The 14779-nt window shown below is 40.8% G+C and carries 19 protein-coding genes and 1 riboswitch; of the genes, 3 read left to right on the top strand and 16 right to left on the bottom strand.

The features are described 5' to 3' along the window. Positions 1–21: 21 nt before the first annotated feature. From rpsH to rpsJ, 16 genes are read right to left on the bottom strand one after another with little or no spacing between them, the layout of a single operon-like run. The gene (gene rpsH / locus J2S17_RS21660) at positions 22–420 is read right to left on the bottom strand and encodes a 30S ribosomal protein S8 (RefSeq protein ID WP_066441538.1); all 399 of its coding nucleotides are present in this window, start codon (positions 418–420) and stop codon (positions 22–24) included. Between the two features lie 29 nt (positions 421–449). Further along, entirely contained in the window at positions 450–635 is a 186-nt protein-coding gene (gene rpsN, locus J2S17_RS21655; RefSeq protein ID WP_009499044.1) for a 30S ribosomal protein S14, read from the bottom strand. A 25-nt stretch (positions 636–660) separates the two neighbouring features. After that, positions 661–1200 (bottom strand): 50S ribosomal protein L5, encoded by a 540-nt coding sequence (rplE, locus tag J2S17_RS21650; RefSeq protein WP_307477986.1) that lies wholly within the window; start codon positions 1198–1200, stop codon positions 661–663. A gap of 26 nt (positions 1201–1226) precedes the next feature. Continuing rightward, positions 1227–1538 (bottom strand): 50S ribosomal protein L24, encoded by a 312-nt coding sequence (gene rplX, locus J2S17_RS21645; protein ID WP_307477985.1) that lies wholly within the window; start codon positions 1536–1538, stop codon positions 1227–1229. A gap of 38 nt (positions 1539–1576) precedes the next feature. Further along, positions 1577–1945 (bottom strand): 50S ribosomal protein L14, encoded by a 369-nt coding sequence (rplN, locus tag J2S17_RS21640; RefSeq protein ID WP_066192201.1) that lies wholly within the window; start codon positions 1943–1945, stop codon positions 1577–1579. A 41-nt stretch (positions 1946–1986) separates the two neighbouring features. After that, the gene (gene rpsQ, locus J2S17_RS21635) at positions 1987–2250 is read right to left on the bottom strand and encodes a 30S ribosomal protein S17 (protein WP_110067551.1); all 264 of its coding nucleotides are present in this window, start codon (positions 2248–2250) and stop codon (positions 1987–1989) included. A gap of 21 nt (positions 2251–2271) precedes the next feature. Continuing rightward, positions 2272–2472 (bottom strand): 50S ribosomal protein L29, encoded by a 201-nt coding sequence (gene rpmC, locus J2S17_RS21630; protein WP_009336588.1) that lies wholly within the window; start codon positions 2470–2472, stop codon positions 2272–2274. Further along, on the bottom strand, positions 2462–2896 hold the full coding sequence (gene rplP, locus J2S17_RS21625; protein WP_307477983.1) for a 50S ribosomal protein L16: 435 nt from the start codon (positions 2894–2896) through the stop codon (positions 2462–2464). The genes rpmC and rplP overlap by 11 nt, the downstream gene beginning before the upstream one ends. A 1-nt stretch (position 2897) precedes the next feature. Beyond that, positions 2898–3554, bottom strand: coding sequence for a 30S ribosomal protein S3 (gene rpsC, locus J2S17_RS21620; protein WP_307477982.1), 657 nt, complete (start codon positions 3552–3554; stop codon positions 2898–2900). 3 nt (positions 3555–3557) lie between these two features. Further along, positions 3558–3899 (bottom strand): 50S ribosomal protein L22, encoded by a 342-nt coding sequence (rplV, locus tag J2S17_RS21615; RefSeq protein WP_307477980.1) that lies wholly within the window; start codon positions 3897–3899, stop codon positions 3558–3560. A gap of 18 nt (positions 3900–3917) precedes the next feature. Beyond that, positions 3918–4196 carry a 30S ribosomal protein S19 gene (gene rpsS / locus J2S17_RS21610; protein WP_307477978.1) on the bottom strand — a complete coding sequence of 93 codons (279 nt, stop codon included), beginning with the start codon at positions 4194–4196 and terminating at the stop codon, positions 3918–3920. A 60-nt stretch (positions 4197–4256) separates the two neighbouring features. Then, positions 4257–5087, bottom strand: a complete 831-nt coding sequence (gene rplB, locus J2S17_RS21605) for a 50S ribosomal protein L2 (protein ID WP_307477976.1) — start codon at positions 5085–5087, stop codon at positions 4257–4259. A gap of 29 nt (positions 5088–5116) precedes the next feature. Next, a complete protein-coding gene (gene rplW, locus J2S17_RS21600; protein WP_307477974.1) occupies positions 5117–5401 on the bottom strand; it encodes a 50S ribosomal protein L23 in 285 nt (94 codons plus the stop codon). Beyond that, entirely contained in the window at positions 5401–6024 is a 624-nt protein-coding gene (gene rplD / locus J2S17_RS21595) for a 50S ribosomal protein L4 (RefSeq protein WP_307477972.1), read from the bottom strand. Before rplD ends, rplW begins: the two co-directional genes overlap by 1 nt. 25 nt (positions 6025–6049) lie before the next feature. Continuing rightward, a complete protein-coding gene (rplC, locus tag J2S17_RS21590) occupies positions 6050–6679 on the bottom strand; it encodes a 50S ribosomal protein L3 (RefSeq protein ID WP_307477971.1) in 630 nt (209 codons plus the stop codon). A gap of 37 nt (positions 6680–6716) precedes the next feature. Then, positions 6717–7025: a 30S ribosomal protein S10 gene (rpsJ, locus tag J2S17_RS21585; protein WP_009791329.1), complete on the bottom strand. Its 309-nt coding sequence runs from the start codon at positions 7023–7025 to the stop codon at positions 6717–6719. Between the two features lie 432 nt (positions 7026–7457). Beyond that, positions 7458–7574, top strand: a riboswitch (SAM riboswitch). 444 nt (positions 7575–8018) lie between these two features. Between rpsJ and metC the strand changes: the two genes are divergently transcribed. The 3 genes from metC to metH are packed head-to-tail and all read left to right on the top strand — an operon-like array spanning position 8019 to position 14468. Beyond that, positions 8019–9203, top strand: a complete 1185-nt coding sequence (metC, locus tag J2S17_RS21580; RefSeq protein WP_307477967.1) for a cystathionine beta-lyase — start codon at positions 8019–8021, stop codon at positions 9201–9203. After that, complete coding sequence (locus tag J2S17_RS21575; RefSeq protein ID WP_307477965.1) at positions 9200–11062, top strand: bifunctional homocysteine S-methyltransferase/methylenetetrahydrofolate reductase; 1863 nt, start codon at positions 9200–9202, stop codon at positions 11060–11062. The genes metC and J2S17_RS21575 overlap by 4 nt, the downstream gene beginning before the upstream one ends. After that, on the top strand, positions 11040–14468 hold the full coding sequence (gene metH / locus J2S17_RS21570) for a methionine synthase (RefSeq protein WP_307477964.1): 3429 nt from the start codon (positions 11040–11042) through the stop codon (positions 14466–14468). The genes J2S17_RS21575 and metH overlap by 23 nt, the downstream gene beginning before the upstream one ends. Positions 14469–14779 lie beyond the last annotated feature (311 nt).

Here is a 14779-nt window from a genome sequence, read left to right as displayed (position 1 = left end):
TCCATTCATTGAGAAACTCTATTACCAAACGTATGCTAATACTTCTCCGCCAACTTGTTTAGCGCGAGCTTCTTTATCTGTAAGAACTCCTTGAGAAGTAGAAACTAGTGCGATTCCAAGGCCGTTAAGTACACGTGGCACCTCATCAGCTTTTGCGTATACACGAAGACCAGGTTTACTAATGCGTTTAAGACCTGTGATTACACGCTCATTGTTTGCACCGTATTTTAAGAAAATGCGAATGATGCCTTGTTTATTATCTTCGATAAACTCAACATCACGTACGAATCCTTCACGTTTAAGGATTTCAGCAACCTCTTTTTTGATATTAGAAGCAGGAACTTCTAATTTTTCGTGACGAACCATGTTCGCATTACGGATGCGAGTAAGCAAATCTGCAATTGGATCTGTCATGACCATTGTTTTTACCTCCTTCCCTAACTATAGGTTTACCAGCTAGCTTTCTTAACGCCAGGAATTTGTCCTTTATATGCTAATTCACGGAAACAAATACGGCATAGCTTAAATTTACGGTATACAGAATGTGGACGGCCGCAACGTTCGCAGCGAGTGTATTCTTGTACTTTGTATTTAGGCGTGCGTTTTTGTTTCGCAATCATTGACTTTTTAGCCACGTTTTCGCCTCCCTTTATTTAACGATTACTTTTGGAATGGCATTCCAAATTGAGTTAAAAGTTCACGAGCTTCTTCATCAGTATTGGCAGTGGTTACGATAACGATATCCATACCACGAACTTTGCTTACTTTATCGTAATCAATTTCAGGGAAGATTAGTTGTTCTTTCACACCAAGTGTATAATTGCCGCGACCATCAAAAGACTTTTTAGAAATACCGCGGAAATCACGCACACGTGGAAGAGATACAGATACTAATTTATCAAAGAATTCGTACATACGCTCTCCACGAAGTGTTACCTTCGCACCGATTGGCATACCTTCACGAAGACGGAAGCCAGCAATTGATTTTTTCGCACGAGTGATCACTGGTTTTTGACCTGTGATTTGTGTTAATTCCTCAACTGCATTATCTAATACTTTTGAGTTTTGAACAGCATCACCGATACCCATGTTAATTACGATTTTATCAAGCTTAGGAACTTGCATTACTGATTTATAGTTAAACTTGCTCACAAGAGCAGGAGTAATTTCTTTTACTTGTTTTTCTTTTAGGCGGTTCATCGATTGTACCTCCCTTCTTCTATGAACTATTTATCTAGAACTTCACCGGATTTTGTTGCTACACGTACTTTCTTGCCATCAACCGTTTGATAGCCTACACGAGTTGGTTCACCTGACTTAGGGTCAACCGGCATAACGTTTGATACATGAACAGGTGCCTCTTGGCTCATGATTCCGCCTTGCGGATTCATTTGGGAAGGCTTAGCGTGTTTCTTAACAATGTTCACGCCTTCAACAAGTACTCTGTCTTGTTTTGGGAACGCAGCAAGAATAACGCCAGTTTTGCCTTTATCCTTACCAGAGATGACCATTACTTTATCACCTTTTTTTACATGCATCTGTGTGCACCTCCTTAAAGGCATATTGTTGTTTTGTTTTATAATACTTCTGGAGCTAATGATACAATTTTCATGAAGTTGTTTTCACGAAGTTCACGTGCAACTGGTCCGAAGATACGTGTTCCACGTGGACCTTTATCATCACGAATAATTACACATGCGTTTTCATCAAAACGGATGTACGTACCGTCTTTACGGCGAACGCCGCTTTTTGTACGTACAACTACTGCTTTTACTACTTCACCTTTTTTAACAACGCCACCTGGTGTTGCTTGTTTCACTGTACATACGATAACATCACCGATGTTAGCAGTTTTGCGGCCTGAACCACCAAGAACTTTAATTGTAAGTACTTCACGAGCACCAGAATTGTCAGCAACTTTTAAACGTGATTCTTGTTGAATCATGTGTGTAACCTCCCTTCGGGATCAAGCATTATTCCGTTCAATTAGATTATAACTGCTTTCTCAACTACTTCTACTAGACGGAAGCGTTTAGTCGCAGATAGTGGACGAGTTTCCATAATACGAACGATATCGCCGATTTTTGCTTCGTTTTGCTCATCATGAGCCTTAAACTTTTTAGAGTACTTAACGCGTTTACCGTATAACGGATGCTTTTTGTAAGTTTCGACTAAAACAGTTACTGTTTTATCCATTTTGTCGGAAACAACGCGCCCTGTGTAAACTTTGCGTTGGTTACGTTCACTCATTGTGCGAACCTCCTCTCAATATCACTTGCTAAAACCAATTTCTCTTTCACGGATTACAGTTTTCATACGAGCAATTGCTTTGCGCACTTCACGGATACGAGCTGTGTTTTCAAGTTGTCCAGTCGCCAATTGAAAGCGAAGGTTGAAAAGCTCTTCCTTTAATGATTTAACTTTTTGTTCAATTTCGGCAGTGGTAAGGTCACGAATTTCATTAGCTTTCATTTGATTCACCACCAATTTCTTGTCGTTTTACAAACTTACATTTTAGTGGAAGTTTGTGTGATGCAAGACGCAATGCTTCACGAGCTGTTTCTTCAGAAACACCTGCGATTTCAAACATGATTTTACCAGGCTTAACAACTGCAACCCATCCTTCAGGAGCACCTTTACCAGAACCCATTCGGACTTCTAGAGGCTTAGCAGTGTAAGGTTTGTGCGGGAATATTTTAATCCAAACTTTACCGCCACGTTTCATGTAACGAGTCATTGCAATACGGGCAGATTCAATTTGACGGTTTGTAATCCAAGAAGCTTCAGTAGCTTGCAGGCCATATTCACCGAATGAAACCTCAGTGCCGCCTTTTGCTTGACCGCGCATTTTCCCACGGTGTACACGACGATATTTAACGCGTTTTGGCATTAACATATTATTTGCCTCCTTCCCCAGTGTTCTTCTTTGTAGGAAGCACCTCTCCACGATAGATCCATACTTTTACGCCTAATTTTCCGTAAGTAGTATCTGCTTCTGCTGTAGCATAATCGATATCAGCACGAAGTGTATGAAGTGGAACTGTTCCTTCGCTATAAGACTCAGAACGAGCAATATCAGCACCGCCAAGACGTCCAGATACCATTGTTTTGATACCTTTCGCACCAGCGCGCATTGCACGTTGAAGTGTTTGTTTTTGAGCACGACGGAATGATACGCGGTTTTCTAATTGACGAGCAATATTTTCCGCAACCAATTTCGCATCGATGTCAGCTTTTTTAATTTCAAGAATATTGATGTGAACACGTTTGCTTGTAAGTGCATTAAGTGACTTACGAAGAGCTTCAACTTCAGTACCACCCTTACCGATAACCATACCTGGTTTAGCAGTGTGGATTGTGATGTTTAGGCGGTTTGCAGCACGCTCGATTTCAACTTTAGAAACAGAAGCATCGCTCAAACGCTTCGCAATGTACTCACGAACTTTAAGGTCTTCGTGTAAAAGATCAGCATAGTCTTTGCCCGCGTACCATTTTGACTCCCAATCACGGATGACTCCGATACGCAAACCGACTGGATTTACTTTTTGACCCACAGCTTATCCCTCCTTCTTTTCTGATAGTACGATTGTAATATGACATGTACGTTTGTTGATTTGGCTTGCACGGCCTTGTGCACGAGGACGGAAACGTTTTAAAGTTGGTCCTTCGTCAACAAATGCTTGAGAAACTACTAAATTATTTACGTCCATTTCGTAGTTATGCTCAGCGTTTGCTAGTGCAGATTTTAAAACCTTATCTACGACTGGAGAAGCAGCTTTTGGAGTTAGATTTAAAATCGCTACCGCTTCACCAACTTGCTTACCTCGAATTAAATCTACGACTAAACGAACTTTACGAGGAGCAATACGAACTGTTCTTGCAACAGCTTTAGCTTGCATTAGAATGCCCTCCTCTCATTAACGTCTTGTTTTCTTATCATCATTGCCATGGCCTTTGTATGCACGAGTTGGAGCAAATTCTCCAAGCTTGTGGCCTACCATGTCTTCGGTAACATATACAGGCACATGTTTACGACCATCGTAAACTGCAACAGTATGTCCGATGAATTGTGGGAAGATCGTAGAACGGCGAGACCAAGTTTTTACCACTTGTTTGCCTTCAGTTTCATTTAACTTTTCGATCTTTGTCATTAAATGTTCGTCAACAAAAGGTCCTTTTTTTAAGCTGCGACCCATGATTGAACCTCCCTTCGTGATCGTTCTACGGCCCGTTTTTGGTACCGTAGCTCAATCCCGTTATTTTTTACGACGACGTACGATAAATTTATCTGAATTGTTGTTTTTCTTACGAGTTTTGAATCCAAGAGTTGGTTTACCCCATGGAGACATTGGAGACTTACGTCCGATTGGAGCTTTACCTTCACCACCACCGTGTGGGTGATCGTTAGGGTTCATTACAGAACCACGAACTGTTGGGCGTTTGCCTAACCAACGTGAACGTCCTGCTTTACCAATGTTAATAAGTTCATGTTGCTCGTTACCAACTTGACCGATAGTAGCGCGGCATGTTGATAGAATCATACGAACTTCACCAGAGTTTAAGCGAACTAATACGTATTTGCCTTCTTTACCAAGCACTTGTGCTGATGTTCCGGCAGAACGTACTAATTGACCACCTTTACCAGGCTTCAATTCGATGTTGTGGATAACTGAACCCACAGGGATGTTGATAAGTGGAAGAGCGTTCCCCACTTTAATATCAGCTTCAGGACCAGACATTACTTCCATGCCCACTTGAATGTTCTTAGGAGCTAGGATGTAACGCTTTTCTCCATCCACATAGTTAATTAATGCAATGTTTGCAGAACGGTTAGGATCATACTCAACTGTAGCAACGCGTCCTGGAATGCCATCTTTGTTACGTTTAAAATCGATGATACGATATTGACGTTTATGACCGCCGCCTTGATGACGAACTGTCAACTTACCTTGGTTGTTACGGCCACCTTTTCTCTTGACAGGAGCAAGTAAGGATTTTTCAGGTTTGCTTGTTGTGATTTCAGCGAAATCAGAAACCGTCATACCGCGACGACCGTTGGAGGTAGGTTTATACTTTTTAATCGCCATTTCGTTTCCCTCCTCTTCTTGTTAAAATATTAAGCTTCAAAAATTTCGATTTCTTGGCTGTCAGCAGTTAATTTAACAATCGCTTTACGACGTTTGTTTGTATAACCACCGAATTTACCCATGCGCTTGAATTTACCTTTATAGTTCATGATGTTAACTTTTTCAACTTTAACACCAAAGATTGCTTCAACAGCGTCTTTGACTTGAGTTTTATTAGCTCTTACATCCACTTCGAACGTATATTTTTTTTCAGCCATGATGTCAGTAGAACGTTCAGTGATAACGGGGCGCTTAATGATATCGCGTGCATCCATTATGCAAGCACCTCCTCTACTTTTTCGACCGCTTGCTTCGTCATGATTAATTTATCATGATTTAAAACGTCCAATACGCTGATTCCATTAGCTGTTACAACTGTTACTCCTGGGATGTTACGAGCAGATAATGCTACGTTTTCATCAAGATTAGCAGTTACGATTAACGCTTTTTTATCAACAGAAAGACCTTTAAGTACACCTTTAAAGTCTTTAGTTTTTGGAGTTTCGAAAGCCAAGTTTTCTAATACTAGAACGTTTTCCTCTAATACTTTAGATGATAACGCAGATTTGATCGCTAAGCGACGAACTTTTTTAGGTAATTTATAACTATAGCTGCGTGGAACAGGACCGAATACAGTTCCGCCTCCGCGCCATTGTGGTGAACGGATAGATCCTTGACGTGCACGGCCTGTGCCTTTTTGGCGCCATGGTTTACGTCCTCCGCCAGCTACTTCAGAACGAATTTTAGTTTTATGAGTTCCTTGACGTAAAGATGCTCTTTGCATAACAACAGCTTCGAACATTACGTGGTTGTTAGGCTCAATACCAAAGATTGTATCATTAAGTTCGATATCCCCAACTTTTGACCCGCTTTGGTTTAACAATGCTACTTTAGGCATTCTTACTTCCTCCTTTCCGACTTAATTAGTTCGCTTTTACCGCACTTTTTACTTTTAAAAGTGCTTTTCTAGAACCAGGTACATTTCCTTTGATCAATAATAGGTTACGCTCTGCGTCAACTTTTACGATTTCAAGGTTTTGTACTGTAATTTGTTCTCCACCCATACGTCCAGGTAATAATTTACCTTTGAATACGCGGTTAGGAGCAACAGGGCCCATTGAACCAGGACGACGGTGGTAACGTGAACCGTGTGCCATTGGTCCGCGAGATTGTCCGTGGCGCTTAATTGCACCTTGGAAACCTTTACCCTTTGAAATTCCTGTTACATCAACAATTTCACCTGCAGCGAAAATATCAACTTTGACTTCTTGACCAACTTTATACTCTGCTAAGTCTGCCCCGCGTAATTCGCGAACGAAGCGCTTAGGAGTAGTATCTGCTTTTGCAGTATGGCCTTTTTCCGGTTTGTTTGAAAGCTTTTCACGTTTGTCTTCAAATCCAAGTTGGATGGATTCGTAGCCATCAGTTTCAACTGACTTCACTTGAAGTACAACGTTCGGAGCCGCCTCAACAACTGTTACCGGGATAAGATCACCGTTTTCAGCAAATACTTGAGTCATACCAATCTTTCTACCTAAGATTCCTTTGGTCATATCAGTCACACCTCCTAGATTGTTTATAATTTATTAATTAAAGTTTAATTTCAATGTCAACACCAGACGGTAAGTCTAAACGCATTAATGAATCGACTGTTTGTGGTGTTGGATTAATAATGTCGATTAAACGTTTATGTGTACGCATTTCGAATTGCTCACGAGAATCTTTATATTTATGCACCGCACGAAGAATTGTGTAAATTGACTTCTCAGTCGGCAATGGAATCGGACCAGATACAGCCGCCCCAGAACGCTTTGCAGTTTCAACAATCTTTTCAGCAGATTGATCAAGGATTCTATGATCATAAGCTTTTAAACGAATACGAATTTTTTGTTTTGCCATTATTTTCCCTCCTTTTCGCCTATTTTATGATAGACATTCTCCGTGAAAATTTCCCACACACTCGCCATGGCAAAGCGGCCGGGTGTGTCAGCAACCTTTCACATCATCGCAAGTCAAAGACCAACATTGTCTATTATACAAAAACCTAGAATGAAATGCAAGTTAATATTGCAAACCTCTCTGTTCTGCACACTTTTACTATTATAACGGCTCAATATCCTCTTTTCAAGTAGTTATATTTCTTTACAGCATTTTCTATTTTTGAAATCAATTCAACGGGTTTGATATGATTTTATTTCGACTTCCTTCTATAATTAATAATATCTATATATCTAAAACAGCTATAATCTCCTTAAATAAAAATTAGAATTTTTAAAATATATATTGACATTAAAGTCATGTTGATGTAAATTTTAGTCAATTAAATATTCTTTCTTATCAAGAGAGGTCGAGGGTATGGCCCTATGACACCTCAGCAACCATCAATGTTCTACATTGAAAAGGTGCTAATTCCTGCAAGTTTATATTTTTAAACTTGAAAGATGAGAAGCGGACAATAATGATTAAGTCTTCTTCTCGAAGGCTTTTTTTGTGTTTTACTGCCATGAAGGTAAATACGTTGTCAGGAGGAAATAACATGTTGAAACATAGTAAGGTATCATTCTATTTTGACCCAGCTCATTTAAACTCCTTGTATAATAGCCATTTATTTGATGGACTGTTCTCCAACAGCTTTGCTCCGTCAGTAAAATTATCTTGGTGTAATATTTATCCAAGCTGTTGTTATGTGGCGGAAATACAATCATCCCCTCAATTGAACACCCTCTATAATGAAACTCCTACTATACCCCTAATGGAGCATTCACATTCGCTATTTAGCATTTTACCTTTCATTCTCCAAAAGCTATCCAATATGAAGAAAACTTGCCTTTCACCATTTGAATATCCGCTTTCTTTTCCAAATAATTCATTTTTTGAAATGGAGGCGGCAAGATGACTCACTTTTATAGCTTTGAAACACGGCTCCTGCATAATAAACATAAATTTGATCCATCAACAGGTGCGGTAAGTGTTCCTATTCAACACGCTACCACCTTTCATCAATCTAATAGCCAGAGGTACGGTAAATACGATTATAGCCGAAGCCTGAATCCTACAAGAGAAACAGTTGAACAAGCCATTGCAGACCTTGAAGAAGGATGCCGCGGATTTGCTTTTTCCTCGGGGATGGCTGCCATTTCTACTGCTTTTCTTCTATTATCTGCAGGCGATCATGTAGTTCTCTCCCAAGATGTCTATGGCGGCACCTATCGCCTTGTGACCGAGGTGTTATCTAGACTGGGGATTGAATACTCATTTGCTGATATGACTAATTTGGAGGCGGTGATTATAGCTACTAAGCATAATACAAGAGTTTTCTATATTGAAACACCGTCTAACCCGCTTCTAAAAGTAACAGATATTAAGGCGATTTCTCATCTTGCAAAAAAGTTAGGGGCATTAACATTTGTGGATAATACGTTTTTAACTCCTGCCAGACAAAAACCGTTATTGCTTGGAGCAGATCTAGTTATCCACAGTGCCACTAAATTTTTATCAGGTCACAGTGATGTCCTTGCTGGATTAGCTGTCGTAAAAAACGAAGAATTAGCAGAAAAACTATATTTTTTACAAAATACGATTGGAGCGGTGCTCGGAGTTCAGGATGCCTGGCTCGTGCTTAGAGGGCTAAAAACTTTATCAGTAAGGATGAAGCAATCAGAGGCTTCTGCAAAAAACATTGCTGCTAGCCTTCAGTCGCATCCACTCATAAAGAAAGTACATTATCCAGGGCTGTCAAATCATCCTCAGTATCATTTGCAAAGACGGCAAGCAAGTGGTCCCGGAGCTGTTCTCTCCTTTGAATTAAAGGATGAAGAGGCTATTCATGCATTCATTTCAAAAGTGAAAATTCCCGTATTTGCTGTTAGCTTAGGTGCTGTAGAATCGATTTTATCCTATCCTGCAAACATGTCCCATGCTTCTCTCCCAGAGAAGGAAAGAGAAAAGCTAGGCATTAATAGACGCCTGCTGCGCCTTTCTGTTGGTCTTGAGGATGTGGATGACCTGATGAATGACTTTTCTTTTGCCTTAGAGAATCGTCATTATCAAATCAACCGACGAGGAGAAGAGCAATGACCTTTTTAAAGAAAATGGAGAACGAGGTATTAATTGCAGATGGCGCTATGGGGACATTGCTTTACTCTTATGGTACAGATAGTTGTTTCGAAGAATTAAACCTATCTGCACCCTCGCAAATTCAAAATATACACCAAGCCTATGTTACAGCAGGTGCAGATCTTATTCAGACAAACACCTATGCTGCAAACTACTTAAAGTTAAAAAGATACGGACTTGAGGAAACAGTCAAAGAAATAAATACAGCCGGTGTAAGAATAGCGAAAGCTGCTGCACAAGCAGACACATACGTACTCGGAACAATTGGCGGCAATCGCGGGATTAATCCTCTCTCCATTCCTATAGAAGAAATTAAGCGCAGCTTTAGAGAGCAGCTCTATTGTCTGCTTTTGGAAGGAGTAGATGGCCTGCTTTTAGAAACCTATTATGACTTAGAAGAACTTGAAGCTGTCTTATCTATCGCTCGTAAAGAAACTGAAATACCTATTATTGCTCAAGTTTCACTCCAGGAATCGGGCATTCTGCAAGATCAGACCTCCGTAAAGGATGCATTCGAGAGATTGGAGAATCATGGAGCAGATATCGTAGGGCTAAACTGCCGGCTGGGACCGCATCATATGCTGGAAACACTTGAACAGGTTCCACTTCCTCAGCATACCTACCTTTCCGCCTATCCAAACGCCAGCTTACCGGCTTATATAGACGGACGAATTCAATATGAGGAAGATGTGGACTATTTTAGAAAGTCCGCCCGCCCTTTTCTACAGCAAGGGATAAGATTACTTGGAGGCTGCTGCGGTACTACCCCTAACCATATTCGTGCATTTGCAGAAGAATTAAAACAAGCAGTGCCTATCGTTTCAAAAACAGTTCGTCACCCAGCCATCAAAGTAAAAGATCATCCGATTATCGTTAATCGCACAGACAAACCACTACAGGAACTTGCAAAACATCAGCGCTCAATTATCGTTGAGCTCGATCCGCCAAGGAAATTAAATACTGCCAAGTTTTTTGAAGGAGCAAAAGCGCTTAAAGAAGCAGGCATTGATGCGCTCACACTCGCAGATAATTCATTGGCTACCCCACGAGTTGCAAATGAGGCTCTTGCGCATCTAGTAAAAACAGATCTAAACTTGCGCCCGCTTGTACATATCGCTTGCCGTGACCGTAATATTATCGGACTGCAATCTCACCTGATGGGTCTTCATACACTAGGGATCCATGATATTCTTGCCGTCACAGGAGATCCAGCAAGAGTCGGGAACTTTCCTGGCGCTTCCTCTGTATTTGACGTGTCATCTTTTGAATTAATAGAAATGATTCAGCAATTTAATAAAGGGCTCTCTCCTACAGGTAATGATTTGGGCCAGAAAACGATCTTTTCCGTTGGAGCTGCTTTTAACCCTCATGTTAAAGCCTTGGAGAAATCAGTCCATCGATTAGAGAAAAAAATAAGATATGGAGCAGACTACTTTATCTCCCAGCCGATATTTTCCGAGGAGCAGCTCTTGAAGATACATGAGGCTACAAAACATTTATCCGCTCCCATTTATATAGGCATCATGCCATTAACAAGCAGCAAAAATGCCGAATACCTGCATCATGAAGTGCCTGGTATTAAAATCGATCAAGTGATAAGGACGCGTATGGCTTCCTATAGTGACAATCCGCAGGCGGCAGAGATTGAAGGGATCGCTATCGCAAAATCCTTAATTGATACAGCGATGGAGTTATTTAACGGCATTTATTTAATCACACCTTTTTTACGCTATCAATTAACAGTCGAGTTAGCATCTTATGTGCACAGCAAAGATCAACAATCCAGGAGGGAAAACCATGTCCAAACCAACACTCACTAAGATTTTAAAGGAAAAAATCCTCATTATGGATGGAGCAATGGGAACGATGCTGCAACAAGCGAATTTAACAGCAGCTGATTTTGGCGGAGAACAATATGAAGGCTGCAATGAGTTCTTAAATATCACAATCCCGGCAACCATCCAATCCATTCACGAGCAATACTTAATAGCCGGCGCAGATATTATAGAAACAAATACATTTGGCGCAACAAAAATCGTACTTGATGAATATGGACTCGGTGAAAAAAGTTATGAAATCAATAAAATAGCAGCAGAAATCGCTAAAAAAGCTGCTGGGAGATTTTCCACAGTCTCCTCCCCTCGATTTGTCGCAGGATCGATGGGGCCAACGACGAAAACACTGAGCGTAACAGGCGGAACATCCTTCAAGGAATTGGCCGACCATTATAAAGAACAAGCAACCGGTTTGATAGACGGCGGCGCTGACTTGCTTCTATTAGAAACCAGTCAAGACCTGCTAAACGTAAAAGCAGGATATGTCGGCATCGAAAGAGCTTTTGACAAGACCGGAATAAAATTACCGTTAATCGTGTCCGGTACCATTGAGCCTATGGGAACCACGCTTGCAGGTCAAAACATTGAATCCTTCTATATATCAGTTGAACATATGAACCCCATTGCCGTAGGTCTTAATTGTGCAACCGGACCGGAATTTATGCAGGAACATATACGTTCGCTTTCTCATATTGCCTCGACTGCCATTAGCTGTTATCCAAATGCAGGTTTACCGGATGAGGAAGGGCATTATCATGAAACGCCACAAACATTAGCTGCAAAGCTGGCTGGTTTTGCCGAACAAGGATGGCTCAATATCGTAGGGGGCTGCTGCGGTACTACACCTGAACATATCTCAGCTATAGCTGAAGCACTTAAAGGGTTTTCACCAAGAATCATATCCAAGCAAGCTCAACATCAAATTTCCGGCATAGAACCGTTAATATACGAACCTTCCCTCAGGCCTATCATGGTCGGGGAACGGACAAATGTGATTGGCTCCCGTAAATTCAAACGGCTCATCAATGAAGGAAAATATGAGGAAGCAGCAGAGGTGGCAAGAGCTCAAGTAAAAGGAGGTGCACATGTCATCGATATTTGCTTAGCGGATCCAGACAGAGATGAGCTGGCAGATATGGAACACTTCCTGATTGAAGCAACTAAAAAAATAAAGGTCCCTCTTGTGATCGATTCAACTGATGATGAGGTCATCGCAAAAGCACTGACCTACTCTCAAGGCAAGGCGATCATTAATTCCATTAATCTAGAGGATGGAGAAGAGAGATTCGCCAATATCGCGCCCCTTATTCATACTTTCGGGGCGGCTGTTGTTGTAGGCACGATAGATGAAGAAGGTATGGGAGTCACCGCTGATCGGAAACTGGAAATCGCTAAACGATCCTACCATTTACTCGTTCATCAATATGGCATGAACCCGCAGGATATTATCTTTGATCCGCTTGTATTTCCTGTCGGCACCGGAGATGAACAATATATTGGTTCAGCAAAAGCCACGGTTGAAGGCATCAAATTAATCAAACAGCACTTCCCTGAAACAAAGACGATATTAGGTATCAGTAATGTGTCATTCGGTCTTCCACCAGTAGGCAGAGAGATACTCAATTCAGTATTTCTATATCATTGCACACAGGCAGGATTAGACTATGCCTTAGTAAATACAGAGAAACTTGAACGATTCCCTTCTATACCTAACAATGAAGTACAACAGGCCGAACGTTTATTATTTGAAACAACTGATAAAGCACTTACTGATTTCACAGCATTTTATCGCGATAAAAAAAAGGAAGCTAAAGTCCCTCGTTCTCACCTCACACTGGAAGAGCGTCTTGCAAGCTATATAATAGAAGGAACAAAGGAAGGCCTCATTGCTGATTTAGAAAATGCACGGATGAAATTCGAGACGCCTTTAGAAATAATTAATGGCCCTTTAATGGATGGCATGAAGGAAGTAGGAAGATTATTTAACGATAATCAGCTCATTGTTGCTGAGGTTTTACAAAGCGCAGAAGTAATGAAGGCAGCTGTAGCCCATTTAGAACCCTTTATGGAAAAAGGAGCTGCAGCAGTAAATAAAGGAAGAGTTCTATTAGCCACGGTTAAAGGAGATGTCCATGATATTGGGAAAAACCTTGTGGATATCATATTATCAAATAATGGCTACCAGATTATTGACTTGGGGATAAAAGTTACATCAGCAGAATTAATTAAAGCCGTGCATTTAGAAAAACCCGATATTATTGGGCTCTCAGGTTTACTTGTAAAGTCTGCACAGCAAATGATGTTAACCGCCCAAGATATGAAACAGGCTGGGATATCTACCCCTATCCTAGTTGGAGGAGCAGCTCTATCTCGTAAATTCACGAATACAAAGATTGCCCAAAATTATGACGGACTAGTCTTGTATGCCAAAGACGCCATGACCGGATTAAGCTTAGCCAATGAAATCCGTATTCCAGACAGCTTTAATCAGCTAGTGCATGAACAATTAGAAAGGAAGCAGCAGGCAGCAGTACTTCAAGAAATAAAGGAGACAGCTGTATTAGTAAAAGAGAAACCGGCTTTAAAAAGTACGATAAAACAGACAGATGTGTTTATTCCACAGGATTTGCAAAGGTATAAGCTGCAAGAAGTTTCTTTTACTCATGTCTACCCTTACATTAACGAACAAATGCTTATGAATCATCTCGGTGTTAAAGGGAGAATTGCACAACTATTAAAAGATGGGAATGAAAAAGCGACTAAAATCAAGAAAGTCATTGATCAATTAATTACACAATGCATACAGAATGACTGGATAAAGCCGTCTGCTGTCTATCAATTTTTTCCGGCCACATCAGTAGAAAATAATATCCATATTTTTAATCCATTACAACAGGACAGATTAATTGCCACTTTCGATTTTCCAAGACAGCAGCAAGAGCCTGGTCTTTGTTTAGCTGATTATTTACGAACAGATGAGAAGGATTATGTAGGATTCTTTGCCGTAACAGCTGGAAAGGGAATAAGAGAAGCAGCAAAAAAACTGAAAGATGAGGGTCGTTTTTTAGAAAGCCATGCCCTGCAGGCCTTGGCATTAGAAACAGCAGAAGGACTAGCTGAATTTATTCACAGACAAATGCGCGATCGTTGGGGTTTTCCAGACTTACCTACAATGACTATGAAGGAACGGTTCTCAGCTAAGTATCAGGGACAAAGATTTTCCTTTGGATATCCGGCCTGTCCCAATCTCGAAGATCAAGCGAAGTTATTTACAATATTAAACCCAGAAGATATCGGTATTCAATTAACAGAAGGCTTCATGATGGAACCGGAAGCGTCAGTCACTGCAATGGTATTTGCTCACCCGGAAGCCAGATATTTTAATGCATAATAAAAAGAAAGGCCTCCATGAACAATGTTCGATGGAGGTTCTTCTTTTTATAAAGGCCCTTTTCTAAAAGATAGTTGTTTTTTCATAGGTTTTGATAAGACAAACCATTGATAAAACAGTTGATGGAGCGGAAGGTGCGGGACAGGTGAGACCCCGCAAGAGCATAGCGACGAGGAGGATCACCGCCCACCCCGCGGAAAGCGAGCACCTAGAGAGGAAATCAACCACTACCTGCGAAAAGCAATAAAGTATACAAAACAGCCATATTAAAACAAAAAAAGCAGACGGCGTCCCGTCTGCTTTTTTTTGAA

This window comes from Cytobacillus purgationiresistens (assembly GCF_030813235.1).
Classification (GTDB): Bacteria; Bacillota; Bacilli; order Bacillales; family Cytobacillaceae; genus Cytobacillus; species Cytobacillus purgationiresistens.
Note: the sequence above shows the minus strand (reverse complement) of the source record. Positions and strands in the feature narration are given on the sequence as shown.

Bases quoted from the DNA above. Each gene is read 5' to 3' on its own strand.
- rplD (WP_307477972.1), bottom strand. From the start codon at position 6,024: ATGCCTAAAGTAGCATTGTTAAACCAAAGCGGGTCAAAAGTTGGGGAT.
- rplN (WP_066192201.1), bottom strand. From the start codon at position 1,945: ATGATTCAACAAGAATCACGTTTAAAAGTTGCTGACAATTCTGGTGCT.
- rplV (WP_307477980.1), bottom strand. From the start codon at position 3,899: ATGCAAGCTAAAGCTGTTGCAAGAACAGTTCGTATTGCTCCTCGTAAA.
- rpmC (WP_009336588.1), bottom strand. From the start codon at position 2,472: ATGAAAGCTAATGAAATTCGTGACCTTACCACTGCCGAAATTGAACAA.
- metC (WP_307477967.1), top strand. From the start codon at position 8,019: ATGACTCACTTTTATAGCTTTGAAACACGGCTCCTGCATAATAAACAT.
- rplW (WP_307477974.1), bottom strand. From the start codon at position 5,401: ATGGATGCACGCGATATCATTAAGCGCCCCGTTATCACTGAACGTTCT.
- rplX (WP_307477985.1), bottom strand. From the start codon at position 1,538: ATGCATGTAAAAAAAGGTGATAAAGTAATGGTCATCTCTGGTAAGGAT.
- rpsS (WP_307477978.1), bottom strand. From the start codon at position 4,196: ATGGGTCGCAGCTTAAAAAAAGGACCTTTTGTTGACGAACATTTAATG.
- rpsJ (WP_009791329.1), bottom strand. From the start codon at position 7,025: ATGGCAAAACAAAAAATTCGTATTCGTTTAAAAGCTTATGATCATAGA.
- J2S17_RS21575 (WP_307477965.1), top strand. From the start codon at position 9,200: ATGACCTTTTTAAAGAAAATGGAGAACGAGGTATTAATTGCAGATGGC.
- rplP (WP_307477983.1), bottom strand. From the start codon at position 2,896: ATGTTAATGCCAAAACGCGTTAAATATCGTCGTGTACACCGTGGGAAA.
- rplB (WP_307477976.1), bottom strand. From the start codon at position 5,087: ATGGCGATTAAAAAGTATAAACCTACCTCCAACGGTCGTCGCGGTATG.
- rplE (WP_307477986.1), bottom strand. From the start codon at position 1,200: ATGAACCGCCTAAAAGAAAAACAAGTAAAAGAAATTACTCCTGCTCTT.
- rpsH (WP_066441538.1), bottom strand. From the start codon at position 420: ATGGTCATGACAGATCCAATTGCAGATTTGCTTACTCGCATCCGTAAT.
- rpsQ (WP_110067551.1), bottom strand. From the start codon at position 2,250: ATGAGTGAACGTAACCAACGCAAAGTTTACACAGGGCGCGTTGTTTCC.
- metH (WP_307477964.1), top strand. From the start codon at position 11,040: ATGTCCAAACCAACACTCACTAAGATTTTAAAGGAAAAAATCCTCATT.
- rplC (WP_307477971.1), bottom strand. From the start codon at position 6,679: ATGACCAAAGGAATCTTAGGTAGAAAGATTGGTATGACTCAAGTATTT.